We start from the raw sequence: 21,839 nt of genomic DNA, 5'->3' as shown, positions 1-21,839 counted from the left end.
GGAAGGTGTTTGACATGAGAAAACAAGTCGCTTTGGTGACAGGGGCTGCCGGCGGAATCGGATTCGAAATGGCAAGAGAATTCGCCCGTGAAGGCGCTAGCGTCATCGTTTCAGACCTCCGTCCGGAAGCATGTGAACAAGCAGCCTCCAAGCTTGCAGAAGAAGGCTTTGACGCGGCGGCCATTCCGTATGATGTGACAAAGGAAGCGCAAGTTGCTGATACGGTGAACGTCATCCAAAAACGATACGGCCGCTTGGATATTCTGGTGAACAATGCCGGTATTCAGCACGTCGCTCCGATTGAAGAGTTTCCGACAGACACCTTTGAACAGCTGATCAAGGTCATGCTGACGGCTCCCTTTATTGCAATGAAGCATGTTTTTCCGATCATGAAAAAACAGCAGTTTGGCAGAATCATTAATATTGCGTCTGTTAATGGATTAGTGGGCTTTGCAGGGAAATCCGCTTATAATAGCGCCAAGCACGGCGTCATTGGACTCACAAAAGTAGGGGCGCTGGAAGGCGCGCCCCACGGCATAACAGTCAATGCGCTCTGTCCGGGTTATGTCGATACCCAGCTTGTACGCAATCAGCTTAGCGATCTATCGAAAACTAGAAATGTCCCTTACGACTCTGTACTTGAACAAGTCATTTTTCCGCTTGTGCCGCAAAAGCGACTGCTTTCTGTCAAGGAAATTGCGGATTATGCCGTGTTTTTGGCAAGCGAGAAGGCGAAGGGCGTCACTGGGCAGGCTGTCGTCCTTGATGGGGGCTACACCGCACAATGACATAAAAAACACACTTGCTCCGCTAGGGAATCAAGTGTGTTTTTTCTTTGCTTATTTCCAAACATCATTAGCGATCTCAACCACATGGCGGAGCTTCGCCCATTGCTGTTCTTCAGTCAGCTTATTGCCTTCCTCAGTTGAAGCGAATCCGCATTGAGGGCTGAGGCAAAGCTGGTCTAAGCTTACATAACGGGACGCTTCTTCGATACGGCGTTTCACGTCGTCCGGATTTTCAAGCTCACCGAATTTAGATGTCACTAAGCCAAGAACAAGCTGAAGATCAGACCGTTTTACGTAACGGAGCGGCTCAAATCCGCCTGAGCGTGAATCATCATACTCTAAGAAAAGTCCGTCAAGATTCAAGCCGTCAAAAATGGTTTCGGCTGCTGCGTCATATCCGCCTTCCGCTGTCCAAGTGGACTGGAAGTTGCCGCGGCAAATATGCATGGTTACCGTCAAGTCATCCGGGCGGTCTGCAATCGCGTCGTTAATCGATTTCGCAAACAGCTGGCGAAGCTCGTCAGGCGTTGTTCCGAACGCTTCGATTTGTTTTAAGCCTTTTTCAGATAAGAAAACGGCCCACGCTGTATCATCAAGCTGGAGGTAGCGGCAGCCTCTGTCATAAAACGCTTGAATCGCTTTTTTATATGCTTTGGATACATCATGCTGGAAAAGGTGATAATCTTTTTTATACGTATCCTTTTCCAGTTTTCCGCGGAAAAACAGCATATTCGGGCTTGGAATCGTCATCTTTGGCGTCGCGTCACCGGCAATGCTATGGAGAAATGAATAATCTTCAAGCATTGGGTGAGTTGAAAAGTCGATATCGCCTGTGACTTTAATGCCGCGTGCTTTTGTTTGTACGTTATGGAATTGAATGCCTTGCTCAGGAGTAAACGGCTCAACGCCATCCAGGTTCTCCAGGAAATCAAAGTGCCACCATGCTCTGCGAAATTCACCGTCTGTCACGACGTTCAGGCCGGTTTCCTTCTGTTTTTCCACAATGCGGATAATTTCATCGTTTTCGATCTGGCGAAGCTGCTCAGCCGTAATATCGCCGGCCGCTTTTTGCAGCCGCGCTTTTTTAACGGGCTCAGATCTCAACAGGCTTCCGACTTGATCCGCGCGAAACGGCGGTTTTTTTCTTTGAAGTGATTTTTGTTCTGCGGGTGTTGTTTGTTGTGACATGTTGTCCATTCCTTCTTTCCATTCAAATGTAAAAAAGCTCTTCCTTTGGATAAGGAAGAGCTTGCGTGACAATCTCAACCTTATCTTCAAGAGCAATCATTGCTCTAAAGGATTTAGCACCATTCTGTTAAACAGCGGTTGCCGGGTATCGCAGGGCCAGTCCCTCCACCTCTCTTGATAAGGAAAACCTTTTTATGAAATTTTCTGATAGTATCTATTATTCACACATTTTCTATTTCTGTCAATGATAGATTATCTCCACACATCGTTGGCAATGTCGATGACATGGCGAAGCTTTGCCCATTGCTGCTCCTCTGTCAGAAGGTTGCCTTCTTCTGTAGAGGCGAAACCGCACTGCGGGCTCAGGCATAGCTGGTCCAAGCTGACAAAACGCGCGGCTTCATTGATACGGCGTTTCACATCCTCAGGATTTTCAAGCTCGCCGTATTTCGATGTGATCAAGCCGAGCACAATTTGCAGATCCTTGCGCTTCACAAAACGGAGCGGATCAAAGTTTCCGGAGCGGTCATCATCGTATTCCAAGAAAAGGCCGTCAAGGTTTAAGCCGTCCAAAATCGTTTCCGCTACAGCGTCGTACCCTCCTGATGCCGCCCAGGTTGAGCGGAAGTTGCCGCGGCAAATGTGCATTGTGATCGTTAAATCGCCAGGCCGGTCTGCCACTGCATCGTTAATCGTTTTGGCAAACAAGGCAGGCAATGTTTCTGGATCGCCGCCGAGCGCCCGGACAACCTCTCTGCCTTTTTCCTCAAAGAAGAGAGACCATGACGTATCATCAAGCTGGAGATAACGGCAGCCAGCATCATAGAAGGCTTTGATTGCTTTTTTGTACGCTTGGGCCAGATCATGAAAGTATTTCTCTTGATCGTCATAAATGCCTTTATCCGCCTTTTCGCCAAAAAACAGCATATTTGGGCTGGGAATGGTCAATTTTGGCGTCGCGTTACCGGCAATCTCATGTAAAAATTGATAATCAGCGAGCGCTGGGTGGCTCGTAAAATCGAGTTTTCCCGTCACTTTGATGCTGCGCGCTTTCGTTTTTGTGTTATGGAACTGAATCCCCTCAGCCGGGATGAACGGTTCCACACCGTCAAGCCCTTCCAGGAAGTCATAATGCCACCAGGAACGCCGGAATTCCCCGTCTGTTACCACATCGAGACCGATTTCTTTTTGTTTTTCCACGATGCGGGTGATCTCTTGATTTTCGATATCACGAAGCTGTTCCGCTGTCATCTCACCAGCCGCTTTTTTTTGCCGGGCTTCCTTTACCGGAACGGAACGAAGCAAGCTGCCGACATGATCGGCGCGGAAAGGTGCTTTGCGTTGTTTTTCTGTTTTTTGTCCTGCAACATTCGTTTGTTGAGCCATGTTATTCGCCTCTTTTCTGAAATAATGAGCATGTAAAAAGCTCTTCCTTTGTGTAAGGAAGAGCTTGAACGATCAAATCTCCGCCTCATCTGCAAGAACGCAATGTTCTTAAGGATTTAGCACCATTCTGTTTGAAACAGCGGTTGCCGGGTATCATAGGGCCAGTCCCTCCACCTCTCTTGATAAGGTACAACTTCATATTCAGATTTCAATTATCTTAATATTATTACTTTTGGATCAATTGTCAATGCTTTTTAGAAAATACCTTCATCTTCATCGTTATATAAAACCATATCAAGCACGATAGCGATGGCAGTGCAAATCAGAACATCTTCCTCGTTTGCAATCTGCAAGTGATAGGAATCACCCCAGCTGAGCCACTTTTTGCTCACTGACATCCGGACATTTTCCCCGTCCGTCAGCTGGAATTCATCCCTCCATAAATCACCATCGATTTCCCAGTTAAGCCCGGAAATCACAAATTTCGGTTTGAAAAACGTTACTTTCTTCGTTACCTCACAAACTGTTTTCCCGCCAATTGAAATCTCATAGCGCGGCAATAAAGACATTAGTTTTTGTTCTATGGAAACGAGCGTTTTCCCGGATGAGTCTGTCATTTGTAATGAGTCTCCTAACGAAAAAAAACGCCCCTCCACCTTGAATGTTTCTTGTTCATCCCGGTTATAAATGTGAAATGCATCTTTAAATGAGAACATTTTTTGTTTCATAAATAACTCGATCATTGCTGAAGTCTCCTTTGGATTTGCCTTGTATGAAATTACGGATAGGTGGCGAAAAGGTTTCAGGCTCTAAATCAAAACAATTTTAAAAGGCTGCGTGATTCAGCAGCCTTTTCGTTTGAAATATAGAATTAGGAAAGGTGCATCCGACGTTTTTGGCGGATGGCGTCAAGGTCGATTAGGTTGTTGTGATGAGGTGCGGCTGCTGGCAGAGGGCTTGTCTTTTGCGGTTTGCGGCGATTGTCCTTGCTGAAAGAAAAAAGAAGATAGCCGCATAATGCGATGATAATAAATAGGATCATATTACATACCTCCCAAAAAAAGTTTTGGTACTCTCTATTGTACGGATAAAAAGTCAAAAAGTATTCAAAAAATTCTAAATCAATAAATAACAAGAAACTGTCCCTCTAAAACAGTATAACCTGATGACCTGAAAATAGTCTTGAATCACGCTGTTTGCTCTTGTTGATGATTGGTTCTATAGTTACTATCGACGATAAAATAATTTCCTTTATATAACTTTTAACCTAAGTTTACGTAATTCTAATTACCTGTTTTTGGGTGCTGTTTTCTTGCTTGTTTGGTTTATACCCTATTTTGCGGAATTGAACACAAAAAACCCAAATTACGGAGCATTTGGGCGGTACGGGTGAATACGGATTGTATTTAGGGGATTTGAATGTTTTATTTGAAGAAGCGCTTGAACATTTTTCTGATTTTTTGAAATGGGCTGGATTTCTTTTGCATGTTAAGCGGCCTGGAAATGATCCATTTTTTCAAGAGACTCTTGGCAGCGATTGCATGTTTTGTCATTGTTTTTCCTCCTCATTTGTTAATACTTGTTTTACGGAGGACGTGTTTAAAATGTTTCATTTTCACACAAAAAAGCCAGTCCTTTTTTGGACTGGTTTTTTGGCACTATGCTTGCGCTTCAAACTGCTTTGCAATCTCAACGATGACATTTACGGCTTTGACCATGTTGTCAACTGAGATGTATTCAAATTTGCCGTGGAAATTTTCCCCGCCTGTAAAGATGTTTGGCGTCGGAAGCCCCATGTAGGACAGCTGCGATCCGTCGGTGCCGCCGCGGATGGGAGAAATCTTCGGTTCGATGCCGAGGTTTTCCATCGCTTGCTTGGCAATGTTGACGATTTCGATGACAGGTTCAATTTTCTCTCTCATGTTGTAGTATTGGTCGTTCATATCCAGCAGAATCCTGTCTTGCCCGTATTCGTTTTGAAGTTCTTCAACGACACGCTTCATTGTTTCTTTTCTGTTTTGGAAATTCTCTTTGTCAAAGTCTCTAATAATGTAGTGGAGCTTTGTTTCCTCTACGTCTCCTTGAATCGACAGCAGGTGGTAGAAGCCTTCATAGCCTTCCGTATATTCAGGCGCTTCGTCTGCCGGCAGCAGGCTGTTCAGCTTCATCGCGATTTTCGCAGAGTTGATCATTTTTCCTTTAGCTGTTCCGGGATGTACGTTGTTGCCTTTAATCGTAATTTTTGCGGCAGCGGCATTGAAGCTTTCATATTCAAGCTCGCCGAGCGGCCCGCCGTCAACCGTGTAGGCAAAGGAAGCATTGAACCGTTTCACATCAAATTTGTGCGGCCCTCTTCCGATTTCTTCATCAGGCGTAAAGGCGACTCTGATTGTGCCGTGCTTGATTTCAGGGTGTTTGATGAGGTAATCCATGGCTGTCATAATTTCAGCGATACCGGCCTTATTGTCTGCGCCGAGAAGGGTGGTGCCGTCTGTGGTGATGAGTGTATGGCCCTTATAGCCAGACAGCTCAGGGAATTGATCAGGTGACAGGGTGACCTGCAGCTTTTCGTTAAGAACGATGTCTTTTCCATCATAGCTTTCGATGATTTGCGGATTCACGTTTTTGCCGGTAAAGTCTGTAGCGGTGTCGACGTGAGCGAGAAAGCCGATTGTCGGCACGTCTTTTTCAGTATTGGAGGGAAGAGTTGCCATGACATAGCCGTTTTCATCAATGGCTGCATCCTGCATGCCGATGGACTTCAATTCATCAACGAGCATGTTTCCTAATGTCAATTGGCCGGGTGTGGAAGGACACGTGTCAACGGATTCATCGGACTGTGTGTCGACTTTTACATATGTAGTAAACCGTTCAATGATTTCTTCTTTCATTTCCAATCATCTCCTTTGTCTTATTTTAGCATGGCGGGATGAGAGATTTCTATTGCACAATACCGTTTCGAATGGCAAATACGACTGCCTGTGTCCGGTCTTGGGCATTGCATTTTTGCAGGATGCGGTGCACGTGGGTTTTCACAGTGCTTTCACTGACGAAAAGCTTTTCAGCAATATCCTCATTTCTCAGTCCGTAGGCCATTTGCTGAAGAACCTCAAGCTCTCTTTTGGTGAACGGCTCTGCCAGTTCTTCTGCATGAGGCTGTTGCTTCGCTCGAAATGTCTCACTGATAATTTTAGCAGCTGTGACTGTACGGAAAATCGCCTCGCCTCTCGCCGCAGCGCGAATCGCATCTACCAACTCCTCAGGAAGTGTATCCTTCAGCAGATAGCCGACTGCGCCCGCACGGATGCCTTCAAATACGTATTCTTCCGTGTCAAAGGTGGTTAAAATGACTATCTTTGTATTTGGAAGTGCGGACATAATGTCTTTCGCCGCTTCGATGCCTGAGCAACGCGGCATCTGGACATCCATGAGGATGACATCGGGTTTTGTTTGTTTTGCGAGTGCTATAATATCGTGACCGTCGCCGGCCTCGCCAGAAACCGTCATATCCGTCTGTGCGTTGATGACGTAGCGGAAGCCTTCACGCACAAGCGGCTGATCATCGGCAAGCGCGACGCGTATGTTATCTTTGTTCATCTTTTTGCTCCTTATTCGTTGTCATGAGCGGCAATGACAGCTCAATTTTCAGGCCGCTCGGCTGTACGGCACTGAAAGTAAGGGAACCGCCTGCTTTTTCTGCGCGCTCTTTCATTCCTGTCAGGCCAAATCCATAAGTAAGGATGCCGGTGAATTGTCCGTCGTCGGTGATTGTGACATAGAGATGGGACTTGTCATTAGAAATGACGGCCGCCGCATGAGAAGCGTCAGCGTGACGAATGATATTGGTCAGCGCTTCCTGCAAGATGCGGTAGATCGTTTCGCTCACGTTTGGAGGCCAAGACTCTTCTGACAGTCCGGCAGTATCTAAAGAAACGTGCAAGCCGCTCCGTTCCTCCACTTGATGAATGAGCCCCCGCAAAGCGGTAAGCCCCACCATCGATTCACTACGGCCCATTTGGTGAACGACAGACCGCACTTCTTGAAGACACTCCCTGGCGACACTCAGTACATTTTGAATGACTTTTTCTGAATCCTCCTTGCTGCTTTTAAGGATATAGGGAAGGGATTGAAGCTGAACAATAACAGAAGTCAGCTCGTGACCGATGCTGTCATGAATGTCGCGGGCAATTCTTGTACGCTCCTCAAGGACCGCGTACCTTAATGAAAGAACAGAAGCCTCCTGCAGCTCTGCATGTGCTTTCTGGAGTTCTTTATGAGCATGCTCCAGCTGCACATGCATTTTTGCCAATTCAGCATGATTCCGTTCAGCCTCCTTTCTCGCTTCTCGTCTGAAACGCATGGAGGAGAAGAAGACGTAGAGTCCGATCATGATCGAGATGTTGCTAATGATGGTTTCCAAGCTTCCTCCATGTGAGGATAGGAGGAATATGTTGCCTCCAATTAAACATGCTGTGAAGATCAAGGATAGCCGTGAAGGGAGTCTAAAGGCGGCATATATCATTAAAAATACAATCAAAAAATAGGCGGCACTCTGCTCTTGGCCGGAAACAGCCCAAAAGAAATCGGTCAGGAGCCAAAGCCCGATGAATATGCTCAAACTAACAGCAGTGGATGCCACATAGGGAATGATCCAAATGAATGCTAAGTATACCGCAAATACAAATGCTAACAAAATGGGATCAGCCTTAGTTGGATGAGATAAAAATTGTATGCAATTCAAAATGAGAATAAGGCTCGGCACAAGCTTCTTGTAGTAGTGCCGAGCCGGAGTTTGTCCGTTCATGCTGGTCCTTCTTTCGGTTATGGAATGGATACTTTGCCGGCGGTCAGCCGTCTGTATGCTTTGTAAAGCATGATGTTGCGGGCTGTGATGGTGCCGAGGGGAACGAAGAACATAGAATGAATAATGGCAATAAACATCTCGTTGCTCTCAGGCAGCCATGTTCTCGCGGCCATGCGCAAAGAAAGTATCACTAGAATGAGGATAACACTCCCAAGTGAGCCGCGTGAAGTGACCTTTCCGGTTTCCGGGTGAATCCGCACATTTACCATCTTCCCAATGCCAAACCCGCAGGCCAGCCCGATTAATAATAAAATGCCGCTGATCGCCACATGTAATACGGAATGAAAATACGCCGGCTGAAACGATGCTGATACGCCCCATAAGAGCAGCAGCGGAATGATCAGCAACTTCCCGGGTCTGACAGCTCTCTCTCGGTACATCGATAAAATAATAAGAATCAATACAATAAAAATATATGGGCTCATCGCCATGTCATCAAATCCTTTCTGCATTAAGCATAGCGAAAAAGGGAAAGAAAAACGTCAACCGGCAGATTGATTTTTCAGCTGCTATACTTGTTCACGCTGCATAAAGTCATGTAACATGGCGTGAAAATGCTGAATGTCTTCGCTGTTTCTTTTCCACATCATAAACGTTTGGGACGCAGGCATTTCTAGATGTGCAGGCGTGCTTACAGCCATCAGCTTTTTTTCGGCTTCTTCCTGTTTGATAATGTAGGTAGGGAGGAAAGATGCCCCCATTCCCGCTTTCATCATGTGGACAGCCGTATCCGTCTGCCCGACAGCCATCATTTGAAGATACGGGTAATGTGATCGGATGTTATCTAAAAAGGCATCCCCATATGACGGATGATCATGCGTTAGCAGCCGATAGCGGGTTAAGACGGATGCAGCATCCGGCCTGCTTTCTTGGAAAGGAGCCGCCAGGCAAAGCGTACCTTCGCATATATGCTGATAATAAAGAGTGTTGGTGTTCGGGTCTTTCCGCGACAAACCAATATCAGCTTCATTGTGTTCCACCGCTTGTTTAATAGCGTCAGATCCAGCCACATGAGTTGAAAGCTCGACATGCGGATGTTTTTGGATATAGGCTGGCAGAAATCGAGGCAAGATATAGGACGCAATGTAGGGGTGTACGGCCAGCGTGAGTGATCGGCTGTACCCCTGTTTCCATTGGCTGACTTTCTGCTTTCCAGCTTGGTAAACATGGATCATTTCTTTGGCATAAGGCAAAAAGAGCCTGCCTTCGTCAGTCAGTACGACTCGTCTTCCGCTATGCAAAAACAGCCGCATGCCCAGTTCATCTTCCAATTTCCTCATATGCTGAGAAACGGCAGGCTGTGTGAGATACAGATGCTCAGCCGCCTCCCTGAAGCTCTCTGATTCCGCTGCGGCAATAAAGGTTTGCAGCCATTTTAAATCCATGAAATATCTCCTTCACTGCAAGTTATCCATAACAAATTGTTAAGTTTACATGCGCATTTGTTTATCACTGATTATACATCCATTCGTTTAGTATACCTATAGAACGAGAAAATAGAGAGAGGGATTCATATGAACATATACGTAGAAGCAAATCCATATTTACATGACAAGTATTCAAAATACGCGAATGAAAAATATAAGAGAGAAGGAAACCCATTTGTCTCCTTTCCGATTCATTTTGATGACATCCCGTCCGGAGCAAAGACGCTCGCACTTACTTTCATCGATCATGACGCCATTCCCGTATGCGGATTCAGCTGGATTCACTGGACAGCGGCTAACATTCCGGCTTACATCGGAGAGCTTCCTGAACATGCGAGTGAGGAAAGACAGGACTTGATGATACAAGGGCAAAACAGCTTTGCTTCACCGCTTGCGGGAAGCAACGATCCAAAGGTGATTCACCAGTATTGCGGGCCGACACCGCCTGACAAGGATCATGCGTATACATTGAAGGTCTATGCTTTAGATGCTGAGCTGAATCTTCAGCCGGGCTTTTACTTGAACGAGCTCTATCAAGAAATGAAAGAGCACATTCTTGCTGAAGCCTCTATCGAATTGCTGGCAAGGGTTTAAGCTAAAAAATATGAAAAAACTATTAATAAACGATTAAACTTCTTAAAAATGGATGTGGACCGGTTTTAAACACTATATAATGAAAACAGGTCATTTTTTAGGAGGGTTACATCATGGCAATACTTGTTACTGGCGGTGCCGGGTACATTGGCAGCCACACATGTGTTGAATTATTGAACAGCGGCTACGAGATTGTTGTTCTTGATAATCTGTCCAACAGTTCGGCTGAGGCGCTGAACCGTGTCAAGGAGATTACGGGAAAAGATTTAACGTTCTACGAAGCAGATTTATTGGACCGGGAAGCGGTAGATGCGGTTTTTGCTGAAAATGAAATCGAAGCTGTGATTCATTTTGCTGGGTTAAAAGCAGTCGGTGAATCTGTGGCGATTCCGCTCAAATATTATCATAACAATCTGACAGGAACGTTTATTTTATGCGAGGCCATGGAGAAATTCGGCGTCAAGAAAATCGTATTCAGTTCATCTGCGACAGTGTACGGCGTTCCGGAAACATCGCCGATTACGGAGGACTTTCCATTAGGCGCGACAAATCCTTATGGGCAGACGAAGCTCATGCTTGAACAAATATTGCGTGATTTGCATACAGCCGACAATGAGTGGAGCGTTGCGCTGCTTCGTTACTTTAACCCGTTCGGCGCGCATCCAAGCGGACGGATCGGTGAAGACCCGAACGGAATCCCTAATAACCTTATGCCGTATGTGGCACAGGTAGCAGTCGGGAAGCTCGAGCAATTAAACGTATTCGGAAATGACTATCCGACAAAAGACGGGACAGGCGTACGCGATTATATTCACGTCGTTGATCTCGCAGAAGGCCACGTTAAGGCGTTGGAAAAAGTATTGAACTCTACAGGAGCCGATGCATACAACCTTGGAACAGGCACAGGCTACAGCGTGCTTGAAATGGTCAAAGCCTTTGAAAAAGTGTCAGGGAAAGAGGTTCCGTACCGTTTTGCGGACCGCCGTCCGGGAGACATCGCCACATGCTTTGCAGATCCTGCGAAAGCCAAGCGGGAACTGGGCTGGGAAGCGAAACGCGGCCTTGAGGAAATGTGCGCTGATTCCTGGAGATGGCAGTCTTCTAATGTGAATGGGTATAAGAGTGCGGAATAAGAATGGAGGCCTTCTCAATAGAGAAGGCCTTTAAAGAACAAGGGTGCCTGAACAGGCACCCTTGTTAGCTGTTATTTGATTTTCACAATAACATCATTACTGAATTTTAGTTTCCAAGTGCCTTTTGCATAAGCTTCCTTGTCAACTTCAAATGCTTTTACACCTGTTACTTTAATATTAGGATTTAGATCACTCAAAATTTTAGAGTTATCAACTTTTGTCTCAGTTGCATAGTTTACAGAAGCATCAATATCAGAATCATAAGAAGTACCATCAGCATCAACTAATTTAACAGTTGGAATTGAAAAAGAACTTATTGGCTTTTTAGATACGTTTTTAATTGTATATTGAACAGCTACAATTGTACCACCATCAGATGCTTTCTTTTCAACATATTGAGTACCGACAGTATCTCTGTCCTCTACCTTCGTAACTGTCACTTCAGTTTTTTCAGTTTTTACAGTATCACCGATATTGTATGTTTTTTCAGTTTCTGCTTTGCTTCCGCTTGATGTTTTGGAAGTGGCTTCTGAACCGCCTCCGCCGCCAATCATATTACCGATAATAATGATGACAACAACTGCGAGAATAAACGTAATGATTTTATGTCGCATAAAAAAGTTACGTTGATCCTTACCGCAGTTAGGACATTTTTTTACACCCTTTGCAATTTCTTGACCGCAAGCTTTACAGGGTACTAGTTTTCCTGCCATTATATTTCCTCCTATGTAATAAAATGTACGAAACATATGTACTATAATGCCTATATTATTTCACTTAGTCAATATAAAATTATGAATTTCTCATAATTATTATCATTTATAGTTAAATTTACTTGTAAAATATATGCTTTTTTTCTTATCGGTTATATCTGTTCTTTTTTAATAGATAAATCGTTTTTTCTTCCAGCTTATCTGATGAAAACTCCGCAAATACCCCTTGAACCAATTCGAACCGTCCCTTATAATGCTAATATTGGAAAGTGAAAAGGATATGATAAAAACAGTGGTTTTCTAGGGTTCCGCAATGCAAATTGGACTGTGACCGAGAGAAAACACATAGCAGCTTGGCTGTTATGACACGGTGGGATAAAAGCCCAGGAGTTTCTGCTCTTTTTCGAGAGCGTTCTCCTGGGTTTTTTTATTTGCTAGAACAGAACAATGAGAAGGAGTGTTTTCGTGATGAAAAAGAGAATGCTGGATGTACTTATGCTTGTGATTGGCGCTTTTTTCTTCGCGCTTGCGGTTAATTTATTTGCGATTCCCAATGATCTTGGGGAAGGCGGAGTCACTGGGATTACGCTGATATTGTATTATCTGTTTCAATGGTCTCCTGGTGTCACGAACTTTATCTTAAATGCGTTTTTGCTTTTAATCGGCTACAAGTTTCTGGATGGAAAAACAACGGTTTATACGATCATTGCGGTTGCGGCAAATTCGCTTTTTCTTCATCTGACACATGGGTGGAGCATTCCGTCTGATGAATTGATCATTAATACGATTTTCGCAGGTGTATTTGCGGGAGTCGGGATCGGCATGATTATCCGGGTCGGCGGGACGACGGCTGGTTCCGCGATTCTGGCCAGAATTGCTAATAAATATTTAGACTGGAATATCAGCTATGCACTCTTGTTTTTTGATTTAATCGTAGTATTTAGCTCTTATTTTATTATTGGTGCAGAAAAAATGATGTTTACGATCGTGATGCTGTATATCGGTACCAAAGTGATGGACTTCATTATTGAAGGTTTGAATACGAAAAAAGCCATTACGGTCATTTCAGAAAATAAGAGTGAGATTGCAGAGCAGGTAAATACCTTGATGGATCGGGGCGTGACGATTTTATCAGGGAAGGGAAATTATACGGGCCAATCAAAAGAGATTTTGTATATCGTCATTAACAAACAGGAGCTGTCTATGCTGAAAAAAATCATTAGAAGCTGCGACAAAAAAGCGTTTGTGATCGTTCATGACGTACGCGATGTGTTTGGCGAAGGGTTTGTGGATATATCTAAATAAAGAAAAATCCCTCTGTACTTGAAGCAGAGGGATTTTTTCATTTAGAACGGATATTTGCGGTATTGCTTCTGTATCGAAATCCATTTCGTCACGGTAAATTCCTCTACTACCCATGGGTTGCCAAAGCGGCCGACACCGCTTGCTTTGTTTCCGCCAAAGGCAATATTCGGCGAATCATTGACGGACTGGTCGTTGACATGGGTCATGCCGCTGTCAATTTGCAGGGCGAACTTTTCGCCTTTTTCTAAATCAGAAGTGAAAACCGCAGAGCTGAGGCCGTATTCGGTATCATTTGCCATGTCAATCGCTTCCTGGTCGCTGCCAGCTTTAATAATGGTCGCGATTGGGGCAAACAGCTCCGTTTGGGCAATTTTGCTGTTGTTGTCCGCACCGACAAAGACGTACGGCGTCAGCACGTTTCCGACGCGTTTTCCTTCAACCGCAAGCTCTATGCCGTCTGCCTTTGCCTGCTCAATGATCTCCAGTGCTTTCTCGATTTGGCGCTCGTTGATCAGCGGGCCGACAACGGTTTTTGGATCGGTTTGATCGCCGTACGGAAGCTGTTTGACACGGGAGGTGAACTTTTCTACAAACTCATCGTACACATCTTGATGAACGATGATCCTGTTGATAATCATACAGATTTGTCCCTGGTGAATAAATTTTCCGAAAATCGCGGCATCCACAGCACGATCGACATCCGCATCTGAAAGAACGGCAAATGGATTGTTGCCGCCGAGCTCAAGTGCCATTCGTTTGAAGGCACGCCCGGCGATTTCACCGATGTGGCGCCCGACTGCTGTTGATCCCGTAAAGCTGATTAATCTCGGGATTGGATTGGTGAGCATGCCGTCCCCGATTTCCTTTACATCCGTCAGCATGACGTTGAGGACACCCGCAGGAAGGCCGGCGTGTTCAAACGCTTTCGCAATGATGGTCCCGCCGGAAATAGCAGTTTGGATATCAGGCTTGTGAACAACACTGTTACCCAGCGCAATTGCGGGCGCAATGGATCTCATAGATAAATTCATTGGAAAATTAAATGGAGAAATCGATGAAATGACACCTAGCGGAAGGCGGTAAATCTTATTGGTTTTCCCTTCAATGTCGGATGGCACCTCTTTGACGCCGCCTAACTCACCAGTATACGTCATGGCTTCATCTAAAATCGCAATCGTTTGTTCCAGCTCGATTGTTGATTTAATGATCGTTCCGCCAGTTTCGCGGGCGATCATCATAATGATGTCTTCACGGTTTTCCTGTAAATAGCCGCGCGCTTTTTGCAGGACGGCTTTTCGGTCTTCCGTTGTGCTCTTGGTCCACTCTTTTTGGGCTTTCTGTGCAATGTCAAACGCATCCTCCAGCTGTTTGCCCGTTGCCAAAGATGCTGCTGTGATCACAGACTGGTCATACGGATTCAAAATGTCCTCCGTACGTCCGCTTTCTCCCTCAGTCCATTTTCCGTTGATAAAACTTTTGTTTAACGTTTCGAAACTCATAAGATGGCCCTCCTTTGGTCCTGCATATCCTCTTCTATTTCCGCTGAAGCCAATATGTAAACGAATGAGGTTTCCCTTTCAGTTTCTCGTCTATCTATACCGGATATACTCTTTTTTAGTGGAGAACATGTGTGTTTCGCCTTATACTGAATATACAGATCCTTACATAAGAGAGGAGACTCTATGAAATCGCTGCTGGCTATTTATCCCGGTTCGATTGTGTCTGAGGAGCTTTGCATAAGGGAAGGCTGTCTATGTTTTTTTGATGAGAGCAATCAGAGATATATCTCCATTCCGAAAACAGAGATCAGTGAAAAAGAAGTATTGGTGCTGCAATCATTTTTGACGCCTGCGGATGAGGGCAATCAACTGTCTATGAAATCACCTGAGGAAAACAAGTGGTTTTCGTTCCTTTTTTCCAGAGGGGAATTGCCGGCGTACATAAAGAAACGGACGAGATTTGTTCACTTTCATTTATTCGGCAAAATAGAAAGGACGTCCTTTACAGAAGCGGTTCGCCATTTTTGGCCGGTGTCTTTTGTGATTGTGTGGATTCATGAGGACAGAGGCGTGATTGTCGAGCAGGAAAGTGAAGCGGCGGCGAAGAAGGGCGAACTGGAATCGCTCGCAAAAGTTCTTGAAAGTGATTTCTACTTCAGTGTCCGTTTTTACGCCGGAAGATTTTACGAGCCGGATGAGTGTCTGCGAAAACATTATGCTCGTGAACAGGCGTATTTCCTGTTTGCTGAAAAACGGCTGCCTCAGGTGCAGAGTGTGACCTTTGAGATGATCTTTCCTTTTCTATTATTAGAAACAGAAAAAGAAAAACTGGAAACACTGCTCTCTGAAGAAGCTGAGCTTTTATTTGGAAGTGAATCTGAGCTAAGGAAGACCATTAAGCTGTTTATTGAAAACAACTCAAACGTCACATTAACAGCGAAAAAGCTGCATCTGCATCGCAACAGCCTGCAATATCGGATTGATAAATTTATTGAGCGGTCAGGGATAGATATCAAATCGTACAAAGGCGCGCTTCTTGCCTATTTTATCTGCCTGCAAAATGAAAGTTCAGAATAAATTGGAAATATGCACGAAAAATGGCTGGGTGATTTTATGAACGCTGCCCATTTTAGCGAGAGGGAATTGCTGTTACACTCAATATAAGAAAGCGTTTACAATAACAAAGGGGGATGTTAGATGGCTGAATTGCGGATGGAGCACATTTATAAATTTTATGATCAGAAGGAACCGGCGGTTGATGACTTTAACCTTCATATTGCCGATAAGGAATTTATCGTATTCGTCGGCCCGTCCGGCTGCGGGAAATCAACGACGCTGCGAATGGTCGCAGGACTTGAAGAAATTTCGAAAGGTGATTTTTATATTGAAGGAAAACGGGTCAATGATGTAGCGCCAAAGGACAGGGATATCGCGATGGTATTTCAGAACTACGCGCTTTATCCGCATATGACGGTCTACGATAATATCGCGTTCGGGCTCAAGCTTCGGAAAATGCCGAAGCCTGAAATCAAAAAAAGAGTCGAAGAAGCCGCTAAAATTCTCGGGCTTGAGGAATATTTGCACCGTAAACCGAAAGCGCTGTCAGGCGGACAGAGACAGCGGGTTGCGCTGGGCCGGGCAATCGTGCGGGATGCAAAGGTGTTCCTGATGGATGAGCCTTTGTCAAACCTGGACGCGAAGCTGAGGGTGCAAATGCGGGCGGAAATCATTAAGCTCCACCAGAGATTGCAGACTACAACGATTTATGTGACGCATGACCAGACAGAAGCGCTGACAATGGCGACACGGATTGTAGTCATGAAAGATGGGAAAATTCAGCAGATCGGGACGCCGAAGGATGTATATGAATTCCCTGAAAACGTCTTTGTCGGCGGGTTTATCGGATCACCGGCGATGAATTTTTTCAAAGGAAAGCTCACGGATGGCTTAATCAAAATCGGTTCTGCGGCATTAACCGTCCCGGAAGGAAAAATGAAAGTGCTGCGTGAAAAAGGCTACATCGGCAAAGAGGTCATCTTCGGCATCCGTCCTGAGGATATACATGATGAATTGATTGTCGTGGAATCATATAAGAACTCTTCGATTAAGGCGAAAATCAATGTTGCAGAGCTGCTCGGTTCTGAAATTATGATTTATTCGCAGATAGACAACCAAGACTTTATTGCGCGGATCGACGCCCGCCTCGATATTCAATCGGGCGATGAGCTGACGGTTGCATTTGATATGAATAAAGGCCATTTCTTTGACAGTGAGACAGAAGTGAGAATTCGATAGGATCAAAAAAACCGGACATGGAGACATGTCCGGTTTTTTGCTATTGAAAATCTCAGAATCAAACCGATGAAAAAGGAGGAAGAAATAGACAGAAAGCAGGAGAACGATGAAACGATTGTTTTTAAGCATCTTTCTTTTGGGCAGCTGTTTGGCTCTTGCGGCTTGCGCTGATCAAGAGGCGAATGCAGAGCAGCCGATGCCAAAAGCGGAACAAAAGAAACCGGAAAAAAAGGCAGTACAAGTTCAGAAAAAAGAAGACGATACATCCGCATGGATCAAAACAGAGAAACCGGCAAAGCTGCCGATTTTGATGTACCACAGCATTTCTTCAGGAAACAGCCTCCGTGTGCCAAAGAAAGAATTCGAGGCGCATATGAAGTGGTTTCATGATAACGGCTATCAGACATTAACGCCGAAAGAGGCATCTCTCATGCTGACGCAGGATAAAAAACCGAGTGAGAAGTGCGTGCTGATCACATTTGATGACGGGTACACCGACAATTATCAAGATGCGTATCCGGTGCTGAAAAAGTACGGGATGAAGGCAACGATTTTTATGATCGGCAAATCGATCGGACATAAGCACCATCTGACAGAGGAACAAATGAAGGAAATGGCACAGCACGGCATATCGATTGAAAGCCATACGATTGACCACCTTGAGCTGAACGGATTAACGCCTCAACAGCAGCAAAGTGAGATGGCTGATTCGAAAAAGCTGTTCGACAACATGTTTCATCAGCAAACCACCATCATCAGCTATCCGGTAGGGCGCTACAATGAGGAGACGCTGAAGGCCGCTGAAAAAACAGGCTATCAAATGGGCGTGACGACAGAACCGGGCGCGGCTTCGAGAGACCAGGGAATGTATGCCCTCCATCGTGTGCGCGTGTCCCCAGGCATGTCAGGCTCGGCTTTTGGTGCGTACATCGAATCAATGAAATAAAAAAAGGCGGCGTTTAATCGCCGCCCCCTCCGCCGCCACAGCCGGAATCGCTGAAACCTCCGTCACTGCTGCATCCATCATGGTGTGAGCTATGATCTGAATAACCGAAATACCCGCTGTCCGCCTGCTGGCGGCTTTTATTTTCCGATGGCTGCGGCTGAATGACTGAAAGAAAAACTATAATAGATATAAACAATAAGATGATCACAATCACTTCGCGTCACTCCCTTTTTTCGCCATATCTGTTATACGGATGAAACGCTGACCGGTTTCATTTCAAAGTGATTGATTCTTTCAGGCGGTCTCTGAGCCAGCGCTTTAGCACCCCATGTCCTTTGTTTGACAATAAAGTGCCGACACGCCAATACATAGGGGGATGAGGAGCGAACTGAAAATCAATCAGTCTGAAAAGCCAGCTTTTATCACGGGTGAGAGAATCAATTTGAAGCTCGTCTTCACCTGCTTCAGAGCTGTAGGCACTTTGTTTCTGTATGTCCTCATCCTGCCGAACCGCCAAGATTCTCAAGGCTTCAGCCATTTGTTTGTAACCGCCCTCCAGCAAGGATGCGCCAAGGTTGTCAGCACGCACCTCCATCCATTGTGAACAAAAGGATTGATAGAGCTGGAATAGGATAATGATTGCCATAATGAAAGCCCAAAGCGCAATTTTGTGGGCCTCGGGATGGGTGATATGCTGCTCAAACAAGAGGAAAATCCCAACGACAGCTCCAAGATATAGAAAACGCAAAAGCTGTGATGACAGAACGTCACGTTTTTTGATATGAATTGCCTCATGGGCCAGAATGCCTTCGATGACACGCTGTGGAAGTGTTAGTGTGGCGCTTGTCAGGATGACCATTGACCTCCCGACATTCATGCCTACTGCCATTCCGTTGTAATCATCACTCTCCGTTTCGTATATGCGGACATGGGAAATGCCGGCCGATCGGAAAATCATATCGGCCGCTGCCTGTACATGCGGATGATGACAAGGCTTGGCGTCCATCGCTGCCCGCAACACACGGTCTGACATATACATGTTGAATACCCAATATAGGATTACGGCAACAGCCATGACCCATGGAGAGGCGTGTAATGCGTATAACGCGAGCACCAATAAGGCGTAAGCGGATACCCCTTTTACGCTGGCGGCAAAATAAAGCTTACCGAGCAGCCGCTTCACATTTTTTCTATGATAAAACGGCAAAACAGAAATCACATTGTCCACATTGTTTTCTGCATCTGTGTATTCCTGGAGAATTGTTTTCCATTTTTGCGGTTCCTTCACCGTCAGAAACAGTGTTTCGCCGGGAAGAGACAGTTTAATGACTTGCTGAAAGCTTGTTGTCAAATCTAAACGGGATGAATACACCGTCAGAAGCGGATGGAGCTTTAAGAGATCAGCTGTTGATTCAAGCTGAATGTCCTTCAAATCGGAAAGCGGGTATGTACGGGTTTCATAGTGTGAGCTGATATGCAATTTTTCTAAGGCAGCTGAATAAAAAACCTTTACGCTGAAAACATTCAGTATACGCTTTACCAGTGCCCCTCCGCCGGAGATCATGCCGAGAAGGATCACATATTTGAGAGGGCTTGTGTCAGGTCCATAGATGAAAAAAATAACAGCCCCTGCAAACACAATGGCGGTCAGCGTAATGTCTGACAGGAGACGTGTTTTGTTTCTGGCCAGCTCGATTTCCTGCCAGTCTCCCGAAGGTTTTTCCGCACGCTCTGAAACAATGAGATCCATTGCGGTCCAATAGCAGTAGAACATTGTCGCGAGTGAGACAATGCCGTCCATGAATGAGAGATGAGAGAAGATGTAAACTGCAGCGCCGACCCATAGAACAATATCAATCCAGAAGTCTATGGCCGGAATGAGTTTTGCAGCTAGGGCTGATATCAAATAAAATCCCAGCCCGAGTAGCATAAAGAGAAATAGATGAGTTCCCATAGGCATGCCATATTCCTTTCTATCTAGTATTTCCAACTATTACTATAGCATGAGGCGGGAATTTGCAAAAATATGGACATGCAAAAAAGCAAGCTCTTTCGTTTGACGAAGAACTTGCTTGCGGGGATCAATAAAACTGGTGCAGCAGCAATAAGGTTAAGGATACTGTAATCGCGCCCCCGATGCGGGTAGACACTTGGGCGAAAGGCATTAGCTCAAGCCTTTCAGCGGCGCTTAAAATGGCAACGTCACCCGTGCCGCCTTGCCCAGAATGACACGCATTGATTATGGCGGTTTCAATCGGATACATGTTCAGCCATTTTCCAGTGAAGAAGCCAACGGCCATCATGGTCACAACGACAGACAGAATCGTGATAATATTGCTGAGGTTAAAAGCGGCGACAAGCTTGTCCCACGGAGTCATGGATACCCCAATCGCAAAGAGAAGCGGGTAGGTCACAGCTGTTGAAAAGAAGCGGGACACTCCAAACGCGCCATTTTCAATTGAGGCAGGCACCAATCTGAACAGCTTGATTAGAACAGCCAGTAACAGCATGGCAACGGGTGCCGGAAAACCGAAAAAATCGTGAGCGAGCATGCCGACTAAGTATAAAGAAACAGCAAGGATACCGCCTGACGCAAATAAAGAAAGGTTGAACATTTGCTGTCCGCTTTGAGATTCCTCCAGCGCAGGGGACTCTTCTTCGGAGCGGTCCACTTTGCCGTTGCCTGTCCATTCCGGTTTTTTCTTTCCGATGCGGTTCAGCAATCCCGCTAGAATAATCGCGCACAAGCTGCCCAGCATAATCGATGGCAGAACAAGTGCAAACGCTTCCCCTTGAGAAATGGGCATGATGTCAGAATATCCGATGGACAGCGGGATAGCGCCTTCTCCGACTCCTCCAGCCATAATCGGAATGACAATGTACAGCAGGGTATGCTGAAATCCGAGTCCGAGCAATGTCCCGACAGCCAGTCCGACAATAGCGGCTGTGACAGAACCGACAATAAGCGGAATAAAAATTTTCATGAATGCTTTTACGAGTGTTTCTCTTTTCATGCCGAGAATGCTTCCGACGACAATACCGGCGATAAACAAATATAGAAAGTTTGAGTTTTCTGTAAATTCTGTGGTGGATTTGACGATATCATTAGGCAGCAGGTGATAGTACACGACAGCGGACGGAATAAAAGTAGCTAGGATGGCCGGGCCGCCAATAGAACGCACAATCGGTATCGATTTGCCGATTTGGGCAAAGGTAAACCCGAAAAACGCCATGACGGCAATGGATGTCAAAATGTCACTTTTTACATCGTGATGCATAACAAAAACAGTGATTAATATAAACAGCAAGGCATACACAGGAAGCGGTATGATGCCTACTTTTATATTCATGGCTTTCGCAAACCAATTCTCTTTTCGAACCCCTTCGTGAATTGTATCCGTTTGCAATTGCATTTGTGTTTGAAGCTCTCCCATTGAAAAACCTCCCCTATTCTTGATGCAGTGAAATTGTTCACTATGTTAAGTATACTAAAAAATTGAAATTATTAATATATTAAAAATTTACTATTCAACTTTTCTCCACTTGCCGGTTCAAATGAAAAGAGGCATCCTGCCTAAAATCTGTTTATGACGGAGTGCTGAGAAACGAGTGCTGGTGCGGGGCAAGCATTTTGTTCGCAAGGAACGATGTGTTGATGTACGATAATAAAGGGTCATTTATCCTAGCAGCCGACATAAATA

General features: G+C 45.3%; 22 protein-coding genes and 3 riboswitches. Of the genes, 7 read left to right on the top strand and 15 right to left on the bottom strand.

The features are described 5' to 3' along the window. The first annotated feature begins 14 nt into the window (after window positions 1-14). Window positions 15-788 (top strand): 3-hydroxybutyrate dehydrogenase, encoded by a 774-nt coding sequence (locus SB658_RS16985; RefSeq protein WP_029318623.1) that lies wholly within the window; start codon window positions 15-17, stop codon window positions 786-788. Between the two features lie 51 nt (window positions 789-839). Here the strand turns inward: SB658_RS16985 and SB658_RS16980 are convergent, their stop codons facing one another. The 10 genes from SB658_RS16980 to SB658_RS16935 form a co-directional block, all read right to left on the bottom strand. Beyond that, complete coding sequence (locus SB658_RS16980; RefSeq protein ID WP_144500454.1) at window positions 840-1,976, bottom strand: 5-methyltetrahydropteroyltriglutamate--homocysteine S-methyltransferase; 1,137 nt, start codon at window positions 1,974-1,976, stop codon at window positions 840-842. Between the two features lie 77 nt (window positions 1,977-2,053). After that, a riboswitch (SAM riboswitch) is annotated at window positions 2,054-2,160 on the bottom strand. A 68-nt stretch (window positions 2,161-2,228) separates the two neighbouring features. Continuing rightward, complete coding sequence (locus SB658_RS16975; RefSeq protein WP_033882904.1) at window positions 2,229-3,362, bottom strand: 5-methyltetrahydropteroyltriglutamate--homocysteine S-methyltransferase; 1,134 nt, start codon at window positions 3,360-3,362, stop codon at window positions 2,229-2,231. An 82-nt stretch (window positions 3,363-3,444) separates the two neighbouring features. Further along, window positions 3,445-3,551, bottom strand: a riboswitch (SAM riboswitch). 65 nt (window positions 3,552-3,616) lie between these two features. Next, window positions 3,617-4,105: an LURP-one-related/scramblase family protein gene (locus SB658_RS16970; RefSeq protein ID WP_106073246.1), complete on the bottom strand. Its 489-nt coding sequence runs from the start codon at window positions 4,103-4,105 to the stop codon at window positions 3,617-3,619. 128 nt (window positions 4,106-4,233) lie between these two features. Then, complete coding sequence (locus SB658_RS16965) at window positions 4,234-4,497, bottom strand: hypothetical protein (RefSeq protein WP_072173222.1); 264 nt, start codon at window positions 4,495-4,497, stop codon at window positions 4,234-4,236. Between the two features lie 289 nt (window positions 4,498-4,786). Further along, window positions 4,787-4,915: a hypothetical protein gene (locus tag SB658_RS16960; RefSeq protein ID WP_003227241.1), complete on the bottom strand. Its 129-nt coding sequence runs from the start codon at window positions 4,913-4,915 to the stop codon at window positions 4,787-4,789. Between the two features lie 105 nt (window positions 4,916-5,020). Further along, window positions 5,021-6,253, bottom strand: a complete 1,233-nt coding sequence (gene pepT / locus SB658_RS16955) for a peptidase T (protein ID WP_046161014.1) — start codon at window positions 6,251-6,253, stop codon at window positions 5,021-5,023. A gap of 49 nt (window positions 6,254-6,302) precedes the next feature. After that, complete coding sequence (yxjL, locus tag SB658_RS16950) at window positions 6,303-6,959, bottom strand: two-component system response regulator YxJL (protein ID WP_410601981.1); 657 nt, start codon at window positions 6,957-6,959, stop codon at window positions 6,303-6,305. Then, entirely contained in the window at window positions 6,946-8,166 is a 1,221-nt protein-coding gene (yxjM, locus tag SB658_RS16945; RefSeq protein ID WP_129138213.1) for a two-component system sensor histidine kinase YxjM, read from the bottom strand. The genes yxjL and yxjM overlap by 14 nt, the downstream gene beginning before the upstream one ends. Before the next feature lie 17 nt (window positions 8,167-8,183). Next, window positions 8,184-8,657, bottom strand: coding sequence for a DUF1453 family protein (locus SB658_RS16940; RefSeq protein WP_015714958.1), 474 nt, complete (start codon window positions 8,655-8,657; stop codon window positions 8,184-8,186). 78 nt (window positions 8,658-8,735) lie between these two features. Further along, window positions 8,736-9,611: a LysR family transcriptional regulator gene (locus tag SB658_RS16935; protein WP_029726185.1), complete on the bottom strand. Its 876-nt coding sequence runs from the start codon at window positions 9,609-9,611 to the stop codon at window positions 8,736-8,738. 129 nt (window positions 9,612-9,740) lie between these two features. Between SB658_RS16935 and SB658_RS16930 the strand changes: the two genes are divergently transcribed. Continuing rightward, window positions 9,741-10,247, top strand: a complete 507-nt coding sequence (locus SB658_RS16930; RefSeq protein WP_003227251.1) for a YbhB/YbcL family Raf kinase inhibitor-like protein — start codon at window positions 9,741-9,743, stop codon at window positions 10,245-10,247. A gap of 113 nt (window positions 10,248-10,360) precedes the next feature. After that, window positions 10,361-11,380 carry a UDP-glucose 4-epimerase GalE gene (galE, locus tag SB658_RS16925; RefSeq protein ID WP_003227253.1) on the top strand — a complete coding sequence of 340 codons (1,020 nt, stop codon included), beginning with the start codon at window positions 10,361-10,363 and terminating at the stop codon, window positions 11,378-11,380. Window positions 11,381-11,451: 71 nt separating this feature from the next. On the opposite strand, the gene SB658_RS16920 is transcribed toward galE, so the two are convergent. Continuing rightward, a complete protein-coding gene (locus tag SB658_RS16920; RefSeq protein WP_003227255.1) occupies window positions 11,452-11,994 on the bottom strand; it encodes a DUF4352 domain-containing protein in 543 nt (180 codons plus the stop codon). 388 nt (window positions 11,995-12,382) lie between these two features. After that, window positions 12,383-12,485, top strand: a riboswitch (guanidine-I (ykkC/yxkD leader). 76 nt (window positions 12,486-12,561) lie between these two features. Here SB658_RS16920 and SB658_RS16915 point away from each other — a divergent pair. Then, window positions 12,562-13,398 carry a YitT family protein gene (locus SB658_RS16915; RefSeq protein ID WP_003242615.1) on the top strand — a complete coding sequence of 279 codons (837 nt, stop codon included), beginning with the start codon at window positions 12,562-12,564 and terminating at the stop codon, window positions 13,396-13,398. A gap of 41 nt (window positions 13,399-13,439) precedes the next feature. On the opposite strand, the gene SB658_RS16910 is transcribed toward SB658_RS16915, so the two are convergent. After that, window positions 13,440-14,897, bottom strand: coding sequence for an aldehyde dehydrogenase family protein (locus SB658_RS16910; RefSeq protein ID WP_038429860.1), 1,458 nt, complete (start codon window positions 14,895-14,897; stop codon window positions 13,440-13,442). 183 nt (window positions 14,898-15,080) lie between these two features. Between SB658_RS16910 and SB658_RS16905 the strand changes: the two genes are divergently transcribed. The 3 genes from SB658_RS16905 (at window position 15,081) to SB658_RS16895 (ending at window position 18,138) form a co-directional block, all read left to right on the top strand. Then, a complete protein-coding gene (locus tag SB658_RS16905) occupies window positions 15,081-15,974 on the top strand; it encodes a PucR family transcriptional regulator (protein WP_038429859.1) in 894 nt (297 codons plus the stop codon). Between the two features lie 120 nt (window positions 15,975-16,094). Then, window positions 16,095-17,192 (top strand): maltodextrin ABC transporter ATP-binding protein MsmX, encoded by a 1,098-nt coding sequence (gene msmX, locus SB658_RS16900; RefSeq protein WP_003242648.1) that lies wholly within the window; start codon window positions 16,095-16,097, stop codon window positions 17,190-17,192. A 106-nt stretch (window positions 17,193-17,298) separates the two neighbouring features. Then, entirely contained in the window at window positions 17,299-18,138 is an 840-nt protein-coding gene (locus SB658_RS16895) for a polysaccharide deacetylase family protein (RefSeq protein ID WP_144500455.1), read from the top strand. Between the two features lie 13 nt (window positions 18,139-18,151). Here SB658_RS16895 and SB658_RS16890 read toward each other — a convergent pair whose 3' ends face one another. From SB658_RS16890 to cimH, 3 genes are all read right to left on the bottom strand, one after another. After that, window positions 18,152-18,352, bottom strand: a complete 201-nt coding sequence (locus SB658_RS16890; RefSeq protein ID WP_038429858.1) for a hypothetical protein — start codon at window positions 18,350-18,352, stop codon at window positions 18,152-18,154. A gap of 57 nt (window positions 18,353-18,409) precedes the next feature. Continuing rightward, the gene (locus tag SB658_RS16885) at window positions 18,410-20,098 is read right to left on the bottom strand and encodes a M56 family metallopeptidase (protein ID WP_082200987.1); all 1,689 of its coding nucleotides are present in this window, start codon (window positions 20,096-20,098) and stop codon (window positions 18,410-18,412) included. A 121-nt stretch (window positions 20,099-20,219) separates the two neighbouring features. Beyond that, window positions 20,220-21,572 (bottom strand): citrate/malate transporter CimH, encoded by a 1,353-nt coding sequence (cimH, locus tag SB658_RS16880; protein ID WP_015714950.1) that lies wholly within the window; start codon window positions 21,570-21,572, stop codon window positions 20,220-20,222. Between the last annotated feature and the right edge of the window lie 267 nt (window positions 21,573-21,839).

Origin of the sequence: Bacillus sp. SIMBA_008, assembly GCF_046535495.1 — a bacterium.
Taxonomy (GTDB): Bacteria; Bacillota; Bacilli; order Bacillales; family Bacillaceae; genus Bacillus; species Bacillus subtilis.
The sequence above is the reverse complement of the archived record's forward strand: the minus strand, read 5'-3'. Positions and strand labels throughout refer to the sequence as shown.